Annotated in this window: 28 protein-coding genes and 1 tRNA gene; 13 read left to right on the forward strand and 16 right to left on the reverse strand. The window is 61.7% G+C overall.

The features are described 5' to 3' along the window. Positions 1 to 62: 62 nt before the first annotated feature. From AC3WLX_RS02285 to AC3WLX_RS02295, 3 genes are all read left to right on the forward strand, one after another. Entirely contained in the window at positions 63 to 938 is an 876-nt protein-coding gene (locus AC3WLX_RS02285) for an alpha/beta fold hydrolase (protein ID WP_492334531.1), read from the forward strand. 64 nt (positions 939 to 1002) lie between these two features. Next, positions 1003 to 1497 (forward strand): DUF302 domain-containing protein, encoded by a 495-nt coding sequence (locus AC3WLX_RS02290; RefSeq protein ID WP_492334532.1) that lies wholly within the window; start codon positions 1003 to 1005, stop codon positions 1495 to 1497. 107 nt (positions 1498 to 1604) lie between these two features. Next, positions 1605 to 2132 (forward strand): hypothetical protein, encoded by a 528-nt coding sequence (locus AC3WLX_RS02295; protein WP_492334533.1) that lies wholly within the window; start codon positions 1605 to 1607, stop codon positions 2130 to 2132. 127 nt (positions 2133 to 2259) lie between these two features. Here the strand turns inward: AC3WLX_RS02295 and AC3WLX_RS02300 are convergent. The 4 genes from AC3WLX_RS02300 to AC3WLX_RS02315 all read right to left on the reverse strand — a co-directional run bounded on the left by AC3WLX_RS02300 (position 2260) and on the right by AC3WLX_RS02315 (position 4677). Then, positions 2260 to 2336 (reverse strand) — tRNA-Pro (locus tag AC3WLX_RS02300). A gap of 119 nt (positions 2337 to 2455) precedes the next feature. After that, a complete protein-coding gene (locus AC3WLX_RS02305; protein WP_492334534.1) occupies positions 2456 to 2941 on the reverse strand; it encodes a DUF192 domain-containing protein in 486 nt (161 codons plus the stop codon). 113 nt (positions 2942 to 3054) lie between these two features. Continuing rightward, positions 3055 to 3717: a cold-shock protein gene (locus AC3WLX_RS02310; RefSeq protein ID WP_291626166.1), complete on the reverse strand. Its 663-nt coding sequence runs from the start codon at positions 3715 to 3717 to the stop codon at positions 3055 to 3057. A 198-nt stretch (positions 3718 to 3915) separates the two neighbouring features. After that, on the reverse strand, positions 3916 to 4677 hold the full coding sequence (locus tag AC3WLX_RS02315; protein ID WP_492334535.1) for an SIR2 family NAD-dependent protein deacylase: 762 nt from the start codon (positions 4675 to 4677) through the stop codon (positions 3916 to 3918). 252 nt (positions 4678 to 4929) lie between these two features. On the opposite strand from AC3WLX_RS02315, the gene AC3WLX_RS02320 reads away from it, so the two are divergent. Beyond that, on the forward strand, positions 4930 to 5094 hold the full coding sequence (locus AC3WLX_RS02320; RefSeq protein ID WP_492334536.1) for a hypothetical protein: 165 nt from the start codon (positions 4930 to 4932) through the stop codon (positions 5092 to 5094). Between the two features lie 108 nt (positions 5095 to 5202). Here AC3WLX_RS02320 and AC3WLX_RS02325 read toward each other — a convergent pair whose 3' ends face one another. Further along, positions 5203 to 5496 (reverse strand): hypothetical protein, encoded by a 294-nt coding sequence (locus AC3WLX_RS02325; protein WP_492334537.1) that lies wholly within the window; start codon positions 5494 to 5496, stop codon positions 5203 to 5205. 283 nt (positions 5497 to 5779) lie between these two features. On the opposite strand from AC3WLX_RS02325, the gene AC3WLX_RS02330 reads away from it, so the two are divergent. Both AC3WLX_RS02330 and AC3WLX_RS02335 read left to right on the forward strand, forming a co-directional pair. After that, positions 5780 to 6010, forward strand: a complete 231-nt coding sequence (locus AC3WLX_RS02330; RefSeq protein ID WP_492334538.1) for a hypothetical protein — start codon at positions 5780 to 5782, stop codon at positions 6008 to 6010. A 137-nt stretch (positions 6011 to 6147) separates the two neighbouring features. Further along, entirely contained in the window at positions 6148 to 6273 is a 126-nt protein-coding gene (locus AC3WLX_RS02335) for a hypothetical protein (protein ID WP_291620609.1), read from the forward strand. Here AC3WLX_RS02335 and AC3WLX_RS02340 read toward each other — a convergent pair. The 3 genes from AC3WLX_RS02340 to AC3WLX_RS02350 form a co-directional block, all read right to left on the reverse strand. Further along, complete coding sequence (locus AC3WLX_RS02340; RefSeq protein ID WP_492334539.1) at positions 6270 to 6467, reverse strand: hypothetical protein; 198 nt, start codon at positions 6465 to 6467, stop codon at positions 6270 to 6272. The two genes, AC3WLX_RS02335 and AC3WLX_RS02340, sit on opposite strands and share 4 nt — an antisense overlap. Before the next feature lie 360 nt (positions 6468 to 6827). Continuing rightward, positions 6828 to 6965: a hypothetical protein gene (locus AC3WLX_RS02345; RefSeq protein ID WP_291620611.1), complete on the reverse strand. Its 138-nt coding sequence runs from the start codon at positions 6963 to 6965 to the stop codon at positions 6828 to 6830. Between the two features lie 303 nt (positions 6966 to 7268). Then, the gene (locus AC3WLX_RS02350) at positions 7269 to 7565 is read right to left on the reverse strand and encodes an HU family DNA-binding protein (RefSeq protein ID WP_018323108.1); all 297 of its coding nucleotides are present in this window, start codon (positions 7563 to 7565) and stop codon (positions 7269 to 7271) included. A 356-nt stretch (positions 7566 to 7921) separates the two neighbouring features. Between AC3WLX_RS02350 and AC3WLX_RS02355 the strand changes: the two genes are divergently transcribed. The 3 genes from AC3WLX_RS02355 to AC3WLX_RS02365 all read left to right on the forward strand — a co-directional run bounded on the left by AC3WLX_RS02355 (position 7922) and on the right by AC3WLX_RS02365 (position 9277). Further along, complete coding sequence (locus AC3WLX_RS02355; protein ID WP_291620632.1) at positions 7922 to 8410, forward strand: hypothetical protein; 489 nt, start codon at positions 7922 to 7924, stop codon at positions 8408 to 8410. Positions 8411 to 8522: 112 nt separating this feature from the next. Next, positions 8523 to 8825 carry a hypothetical protein gene (locus AC3WLX_RS02360; protein WP_291620634.1) on the forward strand — a complete coding sequence of 101 codons (303 nt, stop codon included), beginning with the start codon at positions 8523 to 8525 and terminating at the stop codon, positions 8823 to 8825. 179 nt (positions 8826 to 9004) lie between these two features. Then, positions 9005 to 9277, forward strand: coding sequence for a hypothetical protein (locus AC3WLX_RS02365; protein WP_291620636.1), 273 nt, complete (start codon positions 9005 to 9007; stop codon positions 9275 to 9277). A gap of 68 nt (positions 9278 to 9345) precedes the next feature. Here the strand turns inward: AC3WLX_RS02365 and AC3WLX_RS02370 are convergent, their stop codons facing one another. Beyond that, positions 9346 to 9561, reverse strand: a complete 216-nt coding sequence (locus AC3WLX_RS02370) for a hypothetical protein (protein WP_291620637.1) — start codon at positions 9559 to 9561, stop codon at positions 9346 to 9348. Positions 9562 to 10061: 500 nt separating this feature from the next. Between AC3WLX_RS02370 and AC3WLX_RS02375 the strand changes: the two genes are divergently transcribed. Next, entirely contained in the window at positions 10062 to 10295 is a 234-nt protein-coding gene (locus AC3WLX_RS02375) for a hypothetical protein (RefSeq protein WP_492334540.1), read from the forward strand. Between the two features lie 76 nt (positions 10296 to 10371). Here AC3WLX_RS02375 and AC3WLX_RS02380 read toward each other — a convergent pair whose 3' ends face one another. The 4 genes from AC3WLX_RS02380 to AC3WLX_RS02395 all read right to left on the reverse strand — a co-directional run bounded on the left by AC3WLX_RS02380 (position 10372) and on the right by AC3WLX_RS02395 (position 11892). Continuing rightward, on the reverse strand, positions 10372 to 10584 hold the full coding sequence (locus AC3WLX_RS02380; protein ID WP_492334541.1) for a DUF2934 domain-containing protein: 213 nt from the start codon (positions 10582 to 10584) through the stop codon (positions 10372 to 10374). Positions 10585 to 10693: 109 nt separating this feature from the next. Beyond that, a complete protein-coding gene (locus AC3WLX_RS02385; RefSeq protein WP_291620643.1) occupies positions 10694 to 11263 on the reverse strand; it encodes a hypothetical protein in 570 nt (189 codons plus the stop codon). Between the two features lie 174 nt (positions 11264 to 11437). Then, positions 11438 to 11665 (reverse strand): hypothetical protein, encoded by a 228-nt coding sequence (locus AC3WLX_RS02390; RefSeq protein WP_492334542.1) that lies wholly within the window; start codon positions 11663 to 11665, stop codon positions 11438 to 11440. Beyond that, positions 11659 to 11892, reverse strand: a complete 234-nt coding sequence (locus AC3WLX_RS02395) for a hypothetical protein (RefSeq protein ID WP_291620647.1) — start codon at positions 11890 to 11892, stop codon at positions 11659 to 11661. Before AC3WLX_RS02395 ends, AC3WLX_RS02390 begins: the two co-directional genes overlap by 7 nt. 97 nt (positions 11893 to 11989) lie before the next feature. Between AC3WLX_RS02395 and AC3WLX_RS02400 the strand changes: the two genes are divergently transcribed. Both AC3WLX_RS02400 and AC3WLX_RS02405 read left to right on the forward strand, forming a co-directional pair. Next, entirely contained in the window at positions 11990 to 12181 is a 192-nt protein-coding gene (locus AC3WLX_RS02400) for a DUF3072 domain-containing protein (protein WP_492334543.1), read from the forward strand. Positions 12182 to 12239: 58 nt separating this feature from the next. Then, positions 12240 to 12392, forward strand: a complete 153-nt coding sequence (locus tag AC3WLX_RS02405; RefSeq protein WP_291620651.1) for a hypothetical protein — start codon at positions 12240 to 12242, stop codon at positions 12390 to 12392. Between the two features lie 45 nt (positions 12393 to 12437). Here AC3WLX_RS02405 and AC3WLX_RS02410 read toward each other — a convergent pair whose 3' ends face one another. Next, positions 12438 to 12701 carry a hypothetical protein gene (locus AC3WLX_RS02410; RefSeq protein ID WP_492334544.1) on the reverse strand — a complete coding sequence of 88 codons (264 nt, stop codon included), beginning with the start codon at positions 12699 to 12701 and terminating at the stop codon, positions 12438 to 12440. Further along, a complete protein-coding gene (locus AC3WLX_RS02415) occupies positions 12701 to 13021 on the reverse strand; it encodes a hypothetical protein (protein WP_492334545.1) in 321 nt (106 codons plus the stop codon). The genes AC3WLX_RS02410 and AC3WLX_RS02415 overlap by 1 nt, the downstream gene beginning before the upstream one ends. Before the next feature lie 109 nt (positions 13022 to 13130). Here AC3WLX_RS02415 and AC3WLX_RS02420 point away from each other — a divergent pair, with 109 nt between their 5' ends. Next, positions 13131 to 13781 (forward strand): hypothetical protein, encoded by a 651-nt coding sequence (locus tag AC3WLX_RS02420; protein WP_492334546.1) that lies wholly within the window; start codon positions 13131 to 13133, stop codon positions 13779 to 13781. Between the two features lie 122 nt (positions 13782 to 13903). On the opposite strand, the gene AC3WLX_RS02425 is transcribed toward AC3WLX_RS02420, so the two are convergent. Then, entirely contained in the window at positions 13904 to 14239 is a 336-nt protein-coding gene (locus AC3WLX_RS02425) for a hypothetical protein (protein WP_492334547.1), read from the reverse strand. Positions 14240 to 14267: the final 28 nt, after the last annotated feature.

Below are 14267 nucleotides of genomic sequence, written 5' to 3' on the forward strand. Positions count from 1 at the left end.
CGATCGCGCGGCCACGCCAGATCCCCACTCGACTATTTCATGCCAAGCATCCGGAGGATGACATGCCCCAACTCGACATCGCGAGCCAAGACGCGGCCACGCTCGAAACGGCACCGACTCGTTACGTCGAAGGCCACGGAATCCGCTTCGCCTATCGTCGCCTCGGCCCCGCTACCGGAACGCCGCTCGTCCTCCTGCAGCACTTCTCGGGCAACATTGACGCGTGGGATCCCGCCGTCGTCAACGGTCTTGCCGCCGATCGCCCCGTCATCGCATTCGACAATGCTGGGGTCGGTCGCTCGACCGGCCAAACGCCTGACAATATCGCAGCGATGGCGAGGGATGCAGTCGCCTTCATCAATCTCCTCGGCCTATCTGAGGTTGACCTGCTCGGCTTCTCTCTCGGCGGCTGCGTCGCCCAACAGATCGCAGCTGAGCACGATAGACTGGTCCGGAAACTCATCCTCGTCGGCACCGCGCCAAAAGGCGGTGAGGAACACCTGTTAGCGGTTCTGCAGGAGGCGTTTTCCCAGACCGATGCACCGGACTCCCGTCTGCCGCTATTCTTCACGACGTCGTCCGCAAGCCGATCGTCAGGCTTGGCCTTCCTGAAGCGGACGAAGTTACGCAAGCACGATCGGGACTCGGATAACGGCAGCGCTGTTACCGATCCGCAGGCCAAGGCTCTGATCACCTGGTGCGCCACACCTGATCCCGATCACGCCATTCTGCGCGCCATCCGCCAGCCCACTCTTGTGGTCAGCGGCAGCCACGACATCATGCTGCCCGCGAACAACGCCTACGCAATGTTCAAGGAACTCGGCAACGCTCAGTTGGTCCTCTATCCCGATTCAGGGCACGGCGCCCTGTTTCAATATCCCGACCTGTTCGTCAGCCACGTCCGGACCTTCCTGGAAGCACATCCCGCGACTGCATGATCGTGTCGCGTTCCGACGCACCATCGGACGCAATTGGCCAATGCGAGTTGTTACGGAGGACAAAATGACAGTCGTTAAAGTCGAGGTGGAACGTTTCAGCCTCACCAGCGCAAAATCATTCGAGGCTGTTGTCGCCACCTTCAAGTCCGCGATCGGCCAACCTGACCTGGCCAACTTCTTCAAGGAGACGAGGGCGACAGATTCCTTCCGGGATCTTGAGCGCGTTGTACAGCGCGGGCTCGGCCGCACAAACCTCATGCTCTTCGCGGAATTCGACTTGGGCGACATTCTGCGTCGCGAAAACGGATCCAGGACGCCGCAGATCAAACGGTTCGTCGTAGGCAATCCACTCATCATGAAAGAAATGGTCAAGCACGTACCCGATGCCGGCTCCTATGCTCCGGTCACAGTCCTAATTGATGAACGTCCCGACGGCGTGCATGTCTCTTACGACAGAATGGAGAGCTATCTCCTGCAGTATGGCAGTGCGGAAGCACTTGCCGTCGCCCGGGATCTCGATACGAAAATCACAACCTTGCTGCGCGAGTGTGCGGGCTAAGGCGCTCTGATGAAATCTTCGGCCGATTGAACGGGCAACTGATCTCGATTGCGGACCGCGACAGGGGTTGTCACGCCACGAGCCAGACGTCGAAAGGGATATCCCGCATGTACAAGCGACTTGTTGTCACCGTCACTGCGTTAGTTCTCTCCGCCGGAACTGCCGCGGCTGGATCCGCTGTCGGGAACGAGCCGCTGGATGCGACGAGCCTTAGCGCGATACGAGCGAAGTTCGGCAGGCTAATGGAATTGGCCAACAAGCACGATTTTGGGGCGCTCCATGAGATGTTCTGGCAATCGCCCTCCACACTGTTGGTAGCCAAGAGCGCGATCCAGTCTGAGGGCAACTGGGCCGGCTTCTGGGGCAATGAGGCGATTGATCAGAAGCTTCACGATATCGGCAGCTCCGGTCCGGTCGTGCTCGAGCCGGACTATTCCAAGCTCAAGGTTGTCGGTCTGACCCGCGACGTCGCCGAGTCCTACGTGCCGATGAACATCACGGTCTCTTATGCGGGGCAGGACGGAACAGCCAAGCCGTTTCTAATGATTATCAATTGGCTTCGCGTCGAGGAAGATTGGAAAATCGCCTCCGAAATCATTCTGCCGGTGCCCCCCGCACCGGCCGCGAAGGACTAGGCGCAGCGCTTGGTCCGGAACCGCTATCTCAAGGACGCCAAAGAACGGCGCGTCTCAAAAAGGAGTGCCTGAGGGGTGTCCAGTACTGAAGGCGCTGAACGACGTAAGCTTTTGATTTTAGTGTGTTTGGTCGGGGCAGCTGGATTCGAACCAACGACCTGCAGTACCCAAAACTGCCGCGCTACCAGGCTGCGCTATACCCCGAATGTCCGGCGAGCCCCGTCGATACACGCTTCCCGAGGCGTCATCAAGCGTCCCAAGCCCGTCGGCAAGGCTGGAAAGCCCGGACAGCGGGAGCGGCGATCGGTCCCGCCCCGTCCGCGCTATTTGCTGCCGAACAGAGGGTGGCCGACGCGGTCGCCGGGGCGGATGCCGTATTTCTGCACCGCGCCCGCCACCACCTCCAGCACGGCCCGGGCAGGTCCCCGGGACGAGATGATCTTCGTCGATAGCGGCTCGGTGTTCTCCGCGATGCTCAGGATGCGGCCATCGGCACGGATGAAGATCATGTCGAGCGACACGTAGGTGTTCTTCATCCACATCGAGATTTCCTGCTCGGGATTGAAGTCGAACAGCATGCCTTTGCCGTCGGCCAATTCCTTGCGGTACATCAGGCCGGTCTTCTTCTCTTCCTCGGTCGTTGCCATTTCCACCGAGAACACCTGCACGCCGTTCCTGGTGACGATCTCGAGCGGCTGGAAACTGGCGGCACTGGCAGACGTGCTGCCGACGGCCCCGGCGGCGACGACGAGGACGGCGGCAAGCCAGCCCTTCGCAACTGACCAGACGGCCTTTCGATTCAAGTTCATGGAGGCTCTCGGGGCGTGGGACGTAAATCAGTCCTTACGCGGCGACCGCCGGAAAAGAAAGAGGCCCGCTGGACTTGCAGCGCGCCTCAGCTCACGATTGTGGGAATCCGCTCTTAGTGCGACTGCAATCCCGGCGATCCGGCCTCGGGATGGATCTCGGCCGCCATCATGCCCTTGGAGCCGGGCCCGAAGCGGACCAGGACATACTGGCCCGGCCTGAGCTCGGTCATGCCGAAGCGGCGCAGCGTCTCCATGTGCACGAAGATATCAGGCGTACCCTCGCCGCAGGTCAGGAAGCCGAAGCCGCGCAGCCGGTTGAACCACTTCACCTGGGCCCGTTCCAGCCCGCTCGTGGGGGTGACCGTGACGTGGGTACGCGGCGGCAGCATCTGCGCCGGATGGATCGCGGTCGACTCGTCCATCGAGACCACGCGGAAGGCCTGGTAGCCTTTGGCGCGCTGGATGCACTCGACGACGATGCGGGCGCCTTCATACGCGGTCTGGAAGCCGTCGCGCCTCAGCACGGTAACGTGCAGAAGGACATCGGGCCAGCCATTGTCCGGAACAATGAAGCCGTAGCCCTTGGAGGCGTCGAACCATTTGATGACGCCGGTGACCTCGACGAGATTGGCGCTGGCCTCGCCCAATCCGGTGAAGGGGCTGAGTGCGCTGTCGCGGCCCCCACCGCCGTGCTCGCCCGGCGTCAATCGCCCCGGTGAATTGCCCTGCCCGGGAACTCCCAGCTTCTTGGACTCGAATCCGTCCGACGACCCCATAACCCCGGACCCCACACTGCAATGCAACCCGCCACATCGGCGGCGCTCGAAGCACGCGTCTTAAGAGAATCTTCTCACTTCGACGCGACGCGAATCTTTCGACTCAAAAGATAACACTCCCGGTTGCGGGGCATAGACAAAAAAGAGATTCGCCGGAACCTATGAACAGCTTGCACAGCCGCGAATCAAACTGCTGCCTCAATTGCCGACAAACGGCCCGAGCGTCTCGCCGATGTCGTGGTGGATGACGAGATCGGCAATGTCGTCCTGCTCGGTCGGCTCGCGATTGATGATCACCAAACGTGCACCGGCGCGTTTGGCCATCATGGGAAAGCCCGCGGCCGGCCAGACCACGAGCGAGGATCCGATCGCGATGAAGAGGTCGCAGGCCTGCGACAGCGCGGTAGCGCGCTGCATCTCGTCGTCGGGCATCATCTGGCCGAACGAAATCGTGGCGGTCTTCACCGGCTCGTCGCAAGCGGTGCAGTTGGGCGCGGCGCCATCGCCGTCGAAACGGCGCTTCACCCAGTCGAGCGGATAAGCCTGCCCACAGACGATGCAGCGCGCGTAAGTGGTATTTCCGTGAAGCTCAACCACATGATCGGGCGCGAAGCCGGAGGCCTGGTGCAGATTGTCGATGTTCTGGGTGATGACGGCGGGAATCTTGCCGGCACGGTAGAGCGAGGCCAGCGCGCGATGGCCGCGTCCTGGTTTCGCGGCGGCGAAGACCTCCTCCATCGCGAAGCGGCGGCGCCAGGATTCGTCCCGCGCCTCCTGGCTCGCCACGAACTCATCGAACGGGATCGGACGGTTGCGCGTCCAAATTCCGCCCGGCGAGCGGAAGTCGGGAATCCCGCACTCGGTCGAGATGCCCGCGCCGGTGAACGGGACGATGGTCTTGGCCTCGGCGATCATGTTGCCGAGCTGCTCGACAGCGCTCTGAACATCCGATGCGATCAATCGCGCCTCCCGCCTCGTCTGGCCTGACAGCAACTTGCACAAGCGGCAAGATCGCTGACGCTCTTATCAAGCGCAAACGCTATGCGCTCGGCAATTTCTTCCGACCTTCGTATATCACAATCCTGCAATGCCTCCTCCCCATTGACGCCCCATTCAAGAGCGCCAATGGATGTGTTGACGCGACTCAACGTGATTGCGGCGGCAGTGCTTGAGTTCAGATGTGCACATACTCAGGTGTAGAGGGGATTTGACATGACCGAAGAGGAACAACGCAAAGAGCGCGAACGCGAAGAGATCGCCGCCCGGGTCGCCGCCTTCCGTGCCACACAGGAGAAGTTCAAGCGCGAGCGCGAAGAATACTTCGTGTCGACGCTGCAAAACGCCCGCAAGGTCGAACGGCCCTCGCTTTGGCCGTAGCAGCATCGCGCCCGCGCGCTGAGACGCGGGAATGAAAGGCGACCTGCGATAGAATCCTGCGAATGAAAAAAGCCCGGAGCATCGCTCCGGGCTTTTCGCTGATCGCAACTACCAATGGCGGTAGTGGTGATGACGATAGTATGGCCGGCCGTAATAGCCGTACGGACCCGGTGCGTAATAGGCCGGGCCGCCATAATAGCTGTAACGGGGACCATAGCCATAACCATAGCCGTACGGCTGGGAGGCTGCGATTGCGCCTGCGGTGATGGCGCCCGCGGCGAGGCCGAACGCAAGGCCCGGTCCGATGCCGCCACGGCCGCGCGCCTCGGCCGGCGCGGGCGCCGCGACCGCGGTCACACCGACGGCCGCGATGGTCGCCAAGACTGCGAGTGTCTTCTTCATGCTTCTCTCCTTCGCGTGTCCCGGAGATAACGGCGGGCGCCTGCGATGGTTGCGCACGGGATGGACACCAGACGGCGTCAATAATTATCGACCAGGCGGGAACGAAACGGCCGCGGGCGGGTTGGCGTCTCAAGTGCGGGCGCCTCCGCCATCCGGGTTGAGGCGACAGCACGAAGACCCCGTCAGCATCTTGCGTGATGCTGGCGGGGTTTTCAGTTTCACGGGAGCAATTGGCAGCAGACCAGGACGGTTGCCAGCGGGGACGACGATCAAGGAGATGGGTTTGCCATTATCTGCTTTGCTGGCGCGTATCCGCAAACTGGTTCCCAGGTCCGACGACAATCACTATGACGAGATCGTCCGCAGCTTCGGTGTCGGCACGCTGCGACCGCCGCCGACGCCGATGAGCGACCGCGAATTGGCACAGGCGATCGCCGAGTTCCTGAAGGAGCGGCCGTCCGGCGAATCCGTCGCGGCCCTCGGCCGCCGGCTCGACCCCTCATCTCCGCTGTGAGTTCCCTAACGCGTCGTTGTTGACGCATGTTCTTTCGGAAAACGCTTCGCACTTCCGGACGTGCTTCGGGAGCAAGGGAACGAGGTCAGCGCGCGAGCGTTGAGCACCCCTGTTCACGCAGCGAGCGAGATACTAACATGCCTACCTGGTTCGAAGTCCTGCTTAACCTGTCCGGCTATGCCGGCTTCGTGGCGCTCGCCTCGCGTGGCGCCGCGTGGCCGCAATCGTCGGCCGAGGATGGCATCCCAAGCGACGAGCGCTAATTGGCGCGCGGTGGCTGGCCCGCTGTGCGCACTAGGCGGTCGGCCTTGACGGCAACGCGCGTGTCTTCCGTCTGCGGCCGCAGCGAGAAGCTGATCGCGACGAACGCGAGACAGAACAGCGCGCCGACGAGTGCGACACGCCGGTAGGTGTGCCGGTCGCCTTGGTAAAAGGACGGCTTTGAAAGAGGCATCATGGCAAATTGCCTGTTGGCGAAATTGCTCGTGGCAAAGTCGTTGTCGTTTCTTGCTTGGTCTTTGCCGGACACCTACCCCAACCCGCAGCAAGCGCAACGCGATTGGGCTTTTAACCTAACCGAATAGGGTTATCGGCTTTCGCACAAGCGATCGTTAGCCTTGTGCCGCCCATTGCGCCTTCGCTTCCGCCTCGCCTTGCGATCGTGTCAACGTGAGGTGGCGCGCCCTGCGGCCTCCGGCCCGCTTTGTTCCAGCTCCGACTCCGTTTCGTTCGCACAGAACGAATCGGAGTCGCGAATCTGGGCGCGGAAGGACTCCTAACGATCGGTGAAAGCTCTGCGGCGTACCGCCGATGGGGGTCAGGCCGCCCGCTTCTGCTTCTGCTCCTTGGAGAAGCATTCGAGGATCTGGATGCGGAGCTCTTCCGCGGCCGGGCCCTCGAGCTTCCTGAGCTCGTTCCAGAGCCGGATGACTTCGCGCTGTTTCTCGACGGTCATGAATCACCTCCAGAGAAGATGATCGACTAGAACAAACAAAGAACAAAAAGTCCAGCCCCACTCCTAATTTTCGGCTCGGCCCCTTGAACCTATCGGGCGCTGCGCCGACCAATGGAAGCTGGGGATTTCAGCGCCCAGTCATAACGGCAGCGCCGCCTGACGAACATACTCCGTCACGGCGGCGCTGTTGCTTTTTCAGTTTTCAACCTTAAGTTAGGTGCATGGCAGGCGGCCAGGCGCTGAAATCCCAATGCCGCCAGCCGAGAGAGCCCCGTGCGCGAGCACGGGGTTTTTTCTCGCCGGCTACACCGCGTCCTTGGCAACCTTCAACGGCGAGGCCTTGACCGATTTGCTGGCGGGCTTGGCCGCAAACTGCATCGGCTCCTTGGTGAAGGGATTGACGCCCATGCGGGCTTCGGTCGCCGGCTTGTTCACGACCGACATCTTGACGAAGCCGGGAATGACGAACTCGCCGGACTCGTTGAGCTCCTTGTAGCCGACGGTTGCCATGTACTCGATCACCGACTTCACATCGTTCTTCGAAAGCTGCGTGCCCTCGGCAATTGCATCGATCAATTGGGTCTTCGTCATCTTCGCCATGTTCTGAATTCCTTTGAATGGATGGGCGCGGAGCAATCTGCTGCTGGGACGGGCCGGGCCCGCGGGTGCGCGCTGCTGCTTCATGCCGGAAAGCGATGAAGTGACCGGGCTTAGAACCCATCGAGGCCGAAAACGCAAGCATGCCGTCCCGGGGATTGGCCGTCTTCCTGTGAACGATGCCACCGAACAGCCCAGTTTTCCTTGAACCATTTTGCAGCTGGCGCGTCTTATCTATGAAGTCCCCAAGCTTCACCCCACCAGAGAGCCCCGCTTCCCCCAGGCGGGGTTTTCGCTTTTGCGTGCCTCGCAGAACGCGGCGCTGCTATAATGGCGCGAAGGTTTTTCGCGGGGTGCTCATGAAGGTCGCAATCGTCGTCGCAGGTTTGATCGTCGTCGCTGTCGCAGCCATCGTCGCGATCCAGCCGAGCTTCCTGAAGCCTGCGTCCCTCGCCCACGTGAAGAAATCCGACATCCTCGGCTTCTCGCCCGGGATGACATTCGACGAGACCAACAAGCTCGTCGGCCAACGGCGCTATGTCTGCCGCAAGAGCCAGGGATCGCATACCCTCGAATGCGACATCAACGGCGCCAAGGTCACGGTCGAGAGCGAGGAGGCCGACGACCGTCATCCGATCTGGCGCGTCCATGCGACGCTGAGCAATCCGGCGGCGCCGGACGCTGCCGTCAAGTCGATCTCCGAACAGTTCAACGCGCAAGCCGTCAAGGAGCGGGAGGGATGGACCTGGATCGTCGGCCGCGGGTTCAAGCTGAGCTATGACGGCCTTGCCCTGACCCTCGTGGACGAAGCCGCGGAGGCCAGGCTTCGCAAGGAGGCCAAGCGCTGAAGCGTGAAGACACTTCGCCGCGAAACCTGTGGTCCGGCGCGCCTTGTTGACACTTCAGTAACCCAACGCGACCAAGCTCGGTTCAGGTTGGTTGCGTTGGAGTATCCCGACAGTGCTGGATTTTCACGAGCTGCGCGAACTCGCGGCTGATGTTCGTATTTTCGTCGACGTCGCCGAAGACAAGGCCGCAGCGCTGAGGGCCGTGATCGCGGCTTACGACGTGGTGCTCGCGATCTTCCCCGCCGGCGATGGCATGGGCCTCCACGTCATCAAGGGCAAGGAGATCCTGGAGGGAATCGCGGCCGCACGGACGCATGCGATGCACAGCCACACGGCCATCGCGGTTCCCGATCTCGCGCATGCCGAAGCGCTCAAGTTCCTGACGGCCCCTGCCGAGCATCGGATCGCGGCCTGACGGCTGGCGAGTTCGCCGCCGTCGGTTGCGAGGCCGTTCGCCGCGGCTCCGCGCGCCTGCGCATGAAGCGCAGGCGCCGGCTCATCCTCGGGCGATTTCTCGGCATCTGAACTTTTGATTTCTTTGGAACATGATTTCGGCACTCCGGTTGGGCCTGCGCAACCAACCAGGAGTTTGCAATGAAGAAGATCATGATCGCCACCACCGCTCTCGGCCTCATGTGCGGCTCTGCCTTCGCGCAGAACCAGACCGGCACTGCCGGGCAGTCCAACAACATGCAGAAGCCCGGCATGAACGATCCGAACAAGGGCTCGATGAATAAGGGCACGACCGGCATGAGCAATGACGGCATGAGCAAGGGCGGCATGGTGAGCCCCGACGCATCCGGTCAGGGCGGCTCCGGCCCAGGCAGCGACCAGGGCGGAACCAAGACGCGCAGCAATATGAAGTAGGCTGTTTTTCGACAACGGACGTTTTGACGGCCGCGCCGCTTCGGAACAGAGCGGCGCGGCCGCTCGTTTTAGCGGCCTAGGGTCGACTGGTGCTTCCGTCGTAGGCCGATGCGCGTACCGGGCAGATTGATGCCGAGCTCGATCGCGCGCGACCTGATCGACGCAATCGGGCGCTTGAGCTTCACGATCATCAGCGTGAGGCTCTTTCCGGTTTCAGACATGGATCGCAGCAGCCGGTCGTCGTCATCGGACCAGCGCTCGTGGTTGTAGGTGCGGGTAGCCATGGATGTTTGCCTCTGAGGCCAGTGAGGCAGGGCCAAGCTTGGGGTCAAGCGGGAGAATTTCAAAGGACCCAGCTTCGCCTTTTCTGAGCGCGGCGGCTGGGTGTCAGTTGAAGGGCGGCTTGTTACGCTGCCGCCTGACCGAGAGATAGTTTTTGGCCACGCCTTTTCAACCGACTTACGGATTTGTAATTGCTGCGCGCGACGCACCGGACGCGTTTCAGCGACGCTGCCGCGCCGAGACGTCTCGCTACTCTCGTCGGCATTTCGGCAGAGGGCCGCGAAGCGGCATTGCGTTTCGTTTTGAACTTTCTTCCGGCTCGCGCGTCTTACAGTTGAAGCGTCCCTAAGCTTCACCCCGACAGAGAACCCCGCTTCCCCCAGGCGGGGTTTTCGCTTCGGCGCGCTGCATCAGCCCGCCCGGGATTTCAAGCGCTCTTTGCCGTTGACCTCTTCACCACCACGACGCACTTTTGCGCCGGGCAGGGTTTTGAGGAGGCATGATGCCGAAAACCCTTGTGGAATTCAGAGCGCAGAACCTTCGTTTGCTCGAGCGGCTTTGTCCCGACGACCCCCGGCACATCCAGGCCTGGCTGAAGCAGTTCGACGAGCAGAACGGGATCAAGCCCGACGCGCGGGCGAAGTCCGGCAAGACCCGTCGGACGTCTTCGCCGCGAAAGAAGACGACGTCGCCGGGCCGCGTCCGATCGGCCCCCTCCTCCGCCTCGCCTCGCTGATCGGCGGCGACGACGAGCGCCGTGGAACGCGGCTATCTCGAGTGCGCGCTCGCTCCATGACGAGCGGGCCGCAAGCTTACGCGGCGCGCCGCTTCTTGCGCGGGCTTGCGGACTTCGCCTTCGGCTTCTCGGAACTCACCTTGGAGACGCGCGCAACGGCGCCAAGCGAGGCGGAAAGAATCTCGCGCTGGGCTTCGAGCCAATGCCGCTCGGCGTGGCCGTCTTGCCCGCCGCTCTCCATCCAGATCTGGTAGGCACGCTCGCGGATCGCTTGTTCCAGCTCTGACATCGGTATCCTCTCCAGTTCGGAGCGGCATCCTGAGCATGGCCGGTTAACAAGCTCTCAAGCGAGAGAGGTTCCTGCGTCGGAACACTCGAGCCTGCACCGCAGGGCGTGATCATCGCACGTCGGCGATGATCCCTGCGACCCGTCGGGAATGCTGATCGACGATCACGAGGGAATTCCCCGCGATCAGATATTGATCGCCCCAGAACCCGTCGAGGATCTGCGTCGCCTCCGGCGGCAGATCGGCGGTCTCGGTCTGTCGCGGCACCGAGGTGCCGATCATCATCTCGAAATTCGGCCGATCCATCGCAGGGCCCTGCGACGTCGAGAAGATCGAGCGGAGCTGTTCGCGCTGCTGCTCGGAGAGGTTCGCGGGCCGGCTGCTCTCCTTGATCTGCCGGGCGCGACGGCCGCTCGCATCCTCGTTGCCGGCCGGATCCTGTTTTGCGGCCGTGCTGACGGCATCGCGCTGCGTTGGAACTCCGGTGCCGACGGTGGTCGCGGGCGCGCCCTTGTCGGCACCGGTCGAGGGGCGTCCGACATGGTTGGTCACCCCGAACAGCTGGGGCGCAGCAAACCAGAGCCCCAAGCCCACGAAGAGGATCGCGGCAATCGCTGCTCCCGACATCATCAGCTTGCGCGTGCCTTCTCTTTCTTCGGACCGGGGAAGATCTTTGGCCATGATAGAGACGTCTCCAATTGTCTCTGGCCAACCCGGGCCTCGCCGGTCCGTTCCTCCAAAGCGTCAGCCGCAATCTGCCGCGAGCCTCTCGTCTTGAATGGGAACGTCGCGCTTCCCAACGAGCAACGCGCGCATGCCGCACGCCCGTGCTCCGCAATGGAGCGGCATTGACGGTCACGGAATGTCGGCCGCCTTCCTGTTGTCCCCGATCGAAACCGGCTTGTTCAGGAAATACTCGCGGTTGCCGGTCGCGGCTTCCGCGTATTGGTCGATCGCCACGATGATGGCCTGGACGTGGGCATAGCACCACCCTTCCCGCGTCGCCCTGCGGCGTACGTCCTCGAGCGCGGCGAGGAAGGGCGAGAGGTCTCTCTCGTCGTCGAACCACCGCCTGCTCACCATGTCCTCCCGCCCAGCACCTTGCGTTTCGCCGGGCGAGGCTGCGCCGCCTTCAGCGCGTCGCGTTCGGCGCAGAGACTTTCGACCTTCGCCTCCATCCGCGACAGCAGCGCCTGCGCCGAGGCCGTACCGATCCCCGCCCGCTGCAGCTGGAGGATCTCCCGCCTCTGCCTGCCCATCTGGATGCGCATTCGTTCGATTTCCCGCCTGAGAAAGTCCAGGTCCGGCATGTCTGGCCTCGCGATCTTGAATATGGGCCAATGAGAACAAAAACGGAACGAAGAGTCGAGTCCGACGTTTGACGGAAGAGCGAATAGGAGATCTGCAATGGCCGACAACACCCAGAAGGACCCGAAAGACTGGGTTTCCGGAGACGACCCGATGACGGGAGCCCAGCAATCCTACCTCGAGACCCTCGCCGAGCAGGCGCACGAGGACCTGCCCGGAGAGGACCTGACCAAGGCCGAGGCCTCCGAGCTGATCGACGAGATGCGGCAAAAGGCCGGGCTGGCGCCGTGAACCCCGGAATTGCAGGAATCCGCCGCCGTGTGTATGCAAACGAAATTGGGAATCGAAAATGCCTTATTTCGTTTGCGCCCGCGACGGAGCGGGCCAGATCATCCTGAAGCGGAACACCAGGGAAGCGGCTGAGAAGAAAGCCGCCGAGCTCCGCGACATGGGCTATTTCGAAGTCGAGATCATCGCCAAGGGTGAGGAGAAGGCGGCGTGAAGCGCGTCTGATCCGCCGTCGCGCGACCACATCGGAGCCGGCGCTTCATGCGTCCCGCACCACCTTGAAGACGCTGAGAACGACGAAAGCGCCCAGACCATAGGTCAGTGCGTTCACGAACCAGCAAATGGCGATACCGAGGACGGTGGATCCTCCGACCGCTCCCCAGAAAAAATACGCCGCGCTGATGCCCGGCCACTCCAGCGATAGAAACGCGAAGTCGGTCAGCGGCTCCAGCACGAGGAGCAGCGCCGAGACGAGCGCCCCCACGGCCAATGCGATGACGAGGTTGGTCCTTGACGAGGGCATCAAAGACCCAGCACGCCGGCGATGGCGGGAATGAGGAAGAAAGCGGCGGCCCCGAGCAGGAGGCCGACGACCAGGCGCGCCGTGCGGCTCTCAATCCTGGTATCGACCCACGCACCGATGGCGAACGCACCCTCTCTCAGCCAGCTCCCCACGAGGAATCTGACGAGATCGAACAGGAGTTCTGCAACGAATGCGGCCATGGCGTTTGGTCGGCGCCGCCGCTGGTGGGGTTCAAGTGCCGAGCGGATGACCATTTCAGTCGGCTTCAGCACGAGAGCGCGATTTTGGCGAGCCAACGCAGATGCGAGCGACATCTGCATTACACAAGCTGCCCGCCGTGGAAATTCTCTCAACGCTAGGTTGACCTAAACCCGCCGCGGCCGTAGCTTATCTCTTTCGACGTCAGCGGATTTTCGAGGGGAATACATAGTGAAGCCAAAGCTTCTGGGCGTCTTGACGTCCTTGGTGCTGCTCGCAACGACCGGACAATCCTTCAGCGCAACGATAACCGCGTTTTACCAGGGCAACGATTTCACGACCAACCTCGACCCGCAACGGATAGGTCCCCGCCTCTACGCTCAAGTATCCTTGGAGTTCGGTCCGTCGGTTCTTTCGGCGGCTGACGTCACCGGCACCTACACATTGGCGGATAACCTCCAGTGGATATCGCTTTTCAATGTGGGCACCGCGGACTACTTCGTATCATCCTCACAAGGCCCCAATTTCATAGACCCCAAAAGCTACGTCACGTTTGACCACGGCGTGATCACAGATTGGGCCATTGTGGGCAATGCCGCGGTTTACGGAACGGCGTTCCTCGAAACTGTCTCGCAGGCAGCTAACCCGTTCGGCGCCCCTGTCGGGGACTATATCCTTCAGCCTGACGGCTCCTACGCGATCTCCACCTCACCAGCGACTTGGACAGACTATAGCTATACAGGCTTTCCGGTCCCTGGCCCCATCGTCGGCGCAGGTCTCCCCGGTCTGGTCTTCGCAGCCGCTGGATTGTTGATGTGGAGACGGCGAAAGCGAGCTGACGGTGTGGAGCGGCCTCTGCATTGTCCTCATTCCGTTGGTTGACGAACGCTCGTCATGGCACCCTGAAGCAAGGTCGACATAGGCGCCGCCACCGGCGCCAGGCTCGGAAATTCCGGTGACAGTGTCACCGCAATGTAAGCTCAATCAATTCCTGCAGGAGTTAGTCAGGTCGAGCGGACAATTCTCCATGTATGTCTGCCGAGGATCACTCGAAACACCATTGCGGACAAGCCCCCAAACAAAGCCCCAAGCGCCGAAATCGTAAGAAGCCCAACACCTATTGCACCGCAACTGTCAGATACGAAGGCGCAGGGCGCAAACACGGATAAAGGCGCAACTATACCAATCAAGGCGCCAACCGCGATGTACGACAAGTACGCGTTGATGTTCTTCGATCTGAAGAATGCATAAGCTGGGACACCAAGAAACAGCTCACAAATGTAGCTGATTTTCACGATCAGCAGAAGCTGCTCGACATAATATGTTTCAGTACCTCTCATCAGTCCGATCGCAAAAAGAACTGCACTC

This window comes from Bradyrhizobium sp. FW305-F6 (assembly GCF_058782905.1).

Bases quoted from the DNA above. Each gene is read 5' to 3' on its own strand.
- AC3WLX_RS02345 (WP_291620611.1), bottom strand. From the start codon at position 6,965: ATGACCGTCGAGAAACAGCGCGAAGTCATCCGGCTCTGGAACGAGCTC.
- AC3WLX_RS02350 (WP_018323108.1), bottom strand. From the start codon at position 7,565: ATGGCGAAGATGACGAAGACCCAATTGATCGATGCAATTGCCGAGGGC.
- AC3WLX_RS02285 (WP_492334531.1), top strand. From the start codon at position 63: ATGCCCCAACTCGACATCGCGAGCCAAGACGCGGCCACGCTCGAAACG.
- AC3WLX_RS02290 (WP_492334532.1), top strand. From the start codon at position 1,003: ATGACAGTCGTTAAAGTCGAGGTGGAACGTTTCAGCCTCACCAGCGCA.
- AC3WLX_RS02370 (WP_291620637.1), bottom strand. From the start codon at position 9,561: ATGGCTACCCGCACCTACAACCACGAGCGCTGGTCCGATGACGACGAC.
- AC3WLX_RS02325 (WP_492334537.1), bottom strand. From the start codon at position 5,496: ATGAAGAAGACACTCGCAGTCTTGGCGACCATCGCGGCCGTCGGTGTG.
- AC3WLX_RS02410 (WP_492334544.1), bottom strand. From the start codon at position 12,701: ATGCCCTCGTCAAGGACCAACCTCGTCATCGCATTGGCCGTGGGGGCG.
- AC3WLX_RS02365 (WP_291620636.1), top strand. From the start codon at position 9,005: ATGAAGAAGATCATGATCGCCACCACCGCTCTCGGCCTCATGTGCGGC.
- AC3WLX_RS02320 (WP_492334536.1), top strand. From the start codon at position 4,930: ATGACCGAAGAGGAACAACGCAAAGAGCGCGAACGCGAAGAGATCGCC.
- AC3WLX_RS02380 (WP_492334541.1), bottom strand. From the start codon at position 10,584: ATGTCAGAGCTGGAACAAGCGATCCGCGAGCGTGCCTACCAGATCTGG.
- AC3WLX_RS02400 (WP_492334543.1), top strand. From the start codon at position 11,990: ATGGCCGACAACACCCAGAAGGACCCGAAAGACTGGGTTTCCGGAGAC.
- AC3WLX_RS02385 (WP_291620643.1), bottom strand. From the start codon at position 11,263: ATGGCCAAAGATCTTCCCCGGTCCGAAGAAAGAGAAGGCACGCGCAAG.
- AC3WLX_RS02295 (WP_492334533.1), top strand. From the start codon at position 1,605: ATGTACAAGCGACTTGTTGTCACCGTCACTGCGTTAGTTCTCTCCGCC.
- AC3WLX_RS02425 (WP_492334547.1), bottom strand. From the start codon at position 14,239: ATGAGAGGTACTGAAACATATTATGTCGAGCAGCTTCTGCTGATCGTG.
- AC3WLX_RS02310 (WP_291626166.1), bottom strand. From the start codon at position 3,717: ATGGGGTCGTCGGACGGATTCGAGTCCAAGAAGCTGGGAGTTCCCGGG.
- AC3WLX_RS02390 (WP_492334542.1), bottom strand. From the start codon at position 11,665: ATGGTGAGCAGGCGGTGGTTCGACGACGAGAGAGACCTCTCGCCCTTC.
- AC3WLX_RS02395 (WP_291620647.1), bottom strand. From the start codon at position 11,892: ATGCCGGACCTGGACTTTCTCAGGCGGGAAATCGAACGAATGCGCATC.
- AC3WLX_RS02405 (WP_291620651.1), top strand. From the start codon at position 12,240: ATGCCTTATTTCGTTTGCGCCCGCGACGGAGCGGGCCAGATCATCCTG.
- AC3WLX_RS02305 (WP_492334534.1), bottom strand. From the start codon at position 2,941: ATGAACTTGAATCGAAAGGCCGTCTGGTCAGTTGCGAAGGGCTGGCTT.
- AC3WLX_RS02415 (WP_492334545.1), bottom strand. From the start codon at position 13,021: ATGCAGATGTCGCTCGCATCTGCGTTGGCTCGCCAAAATCGCGCTCTC.
- AC3WLX_RS02335 (WP_291620609.1), top strand. From the start codon at position 6,148: ATGCCTACCTGGTTCGAAGTCCTGCTTAACCTGTCCGGCTATGCCGGC.
- AC3WLX_RS02355 (WP_291620632.1), top strand. From the start codon at position 7,922: ATGAAGGTCGCAATCGTCGTCGCAGGTTTGATCGTCGTCGCTGTCGCA.
- AC3WLX_RS02375 (WP_492334540.1), top strand. From the start codon at position 10,062: ATGCCGAAAACCCTTGTGGAATTCAGAGCGCAGAACCTTCGTTTGCTC.
- AC3WLX_RS02340 (WP_492334539.1), bottom strand. From the start codon at position 6,467: ATGATGCCTCTTTCAAAGCCGTCCTTTTACCAAGGCGACCGGCACACC.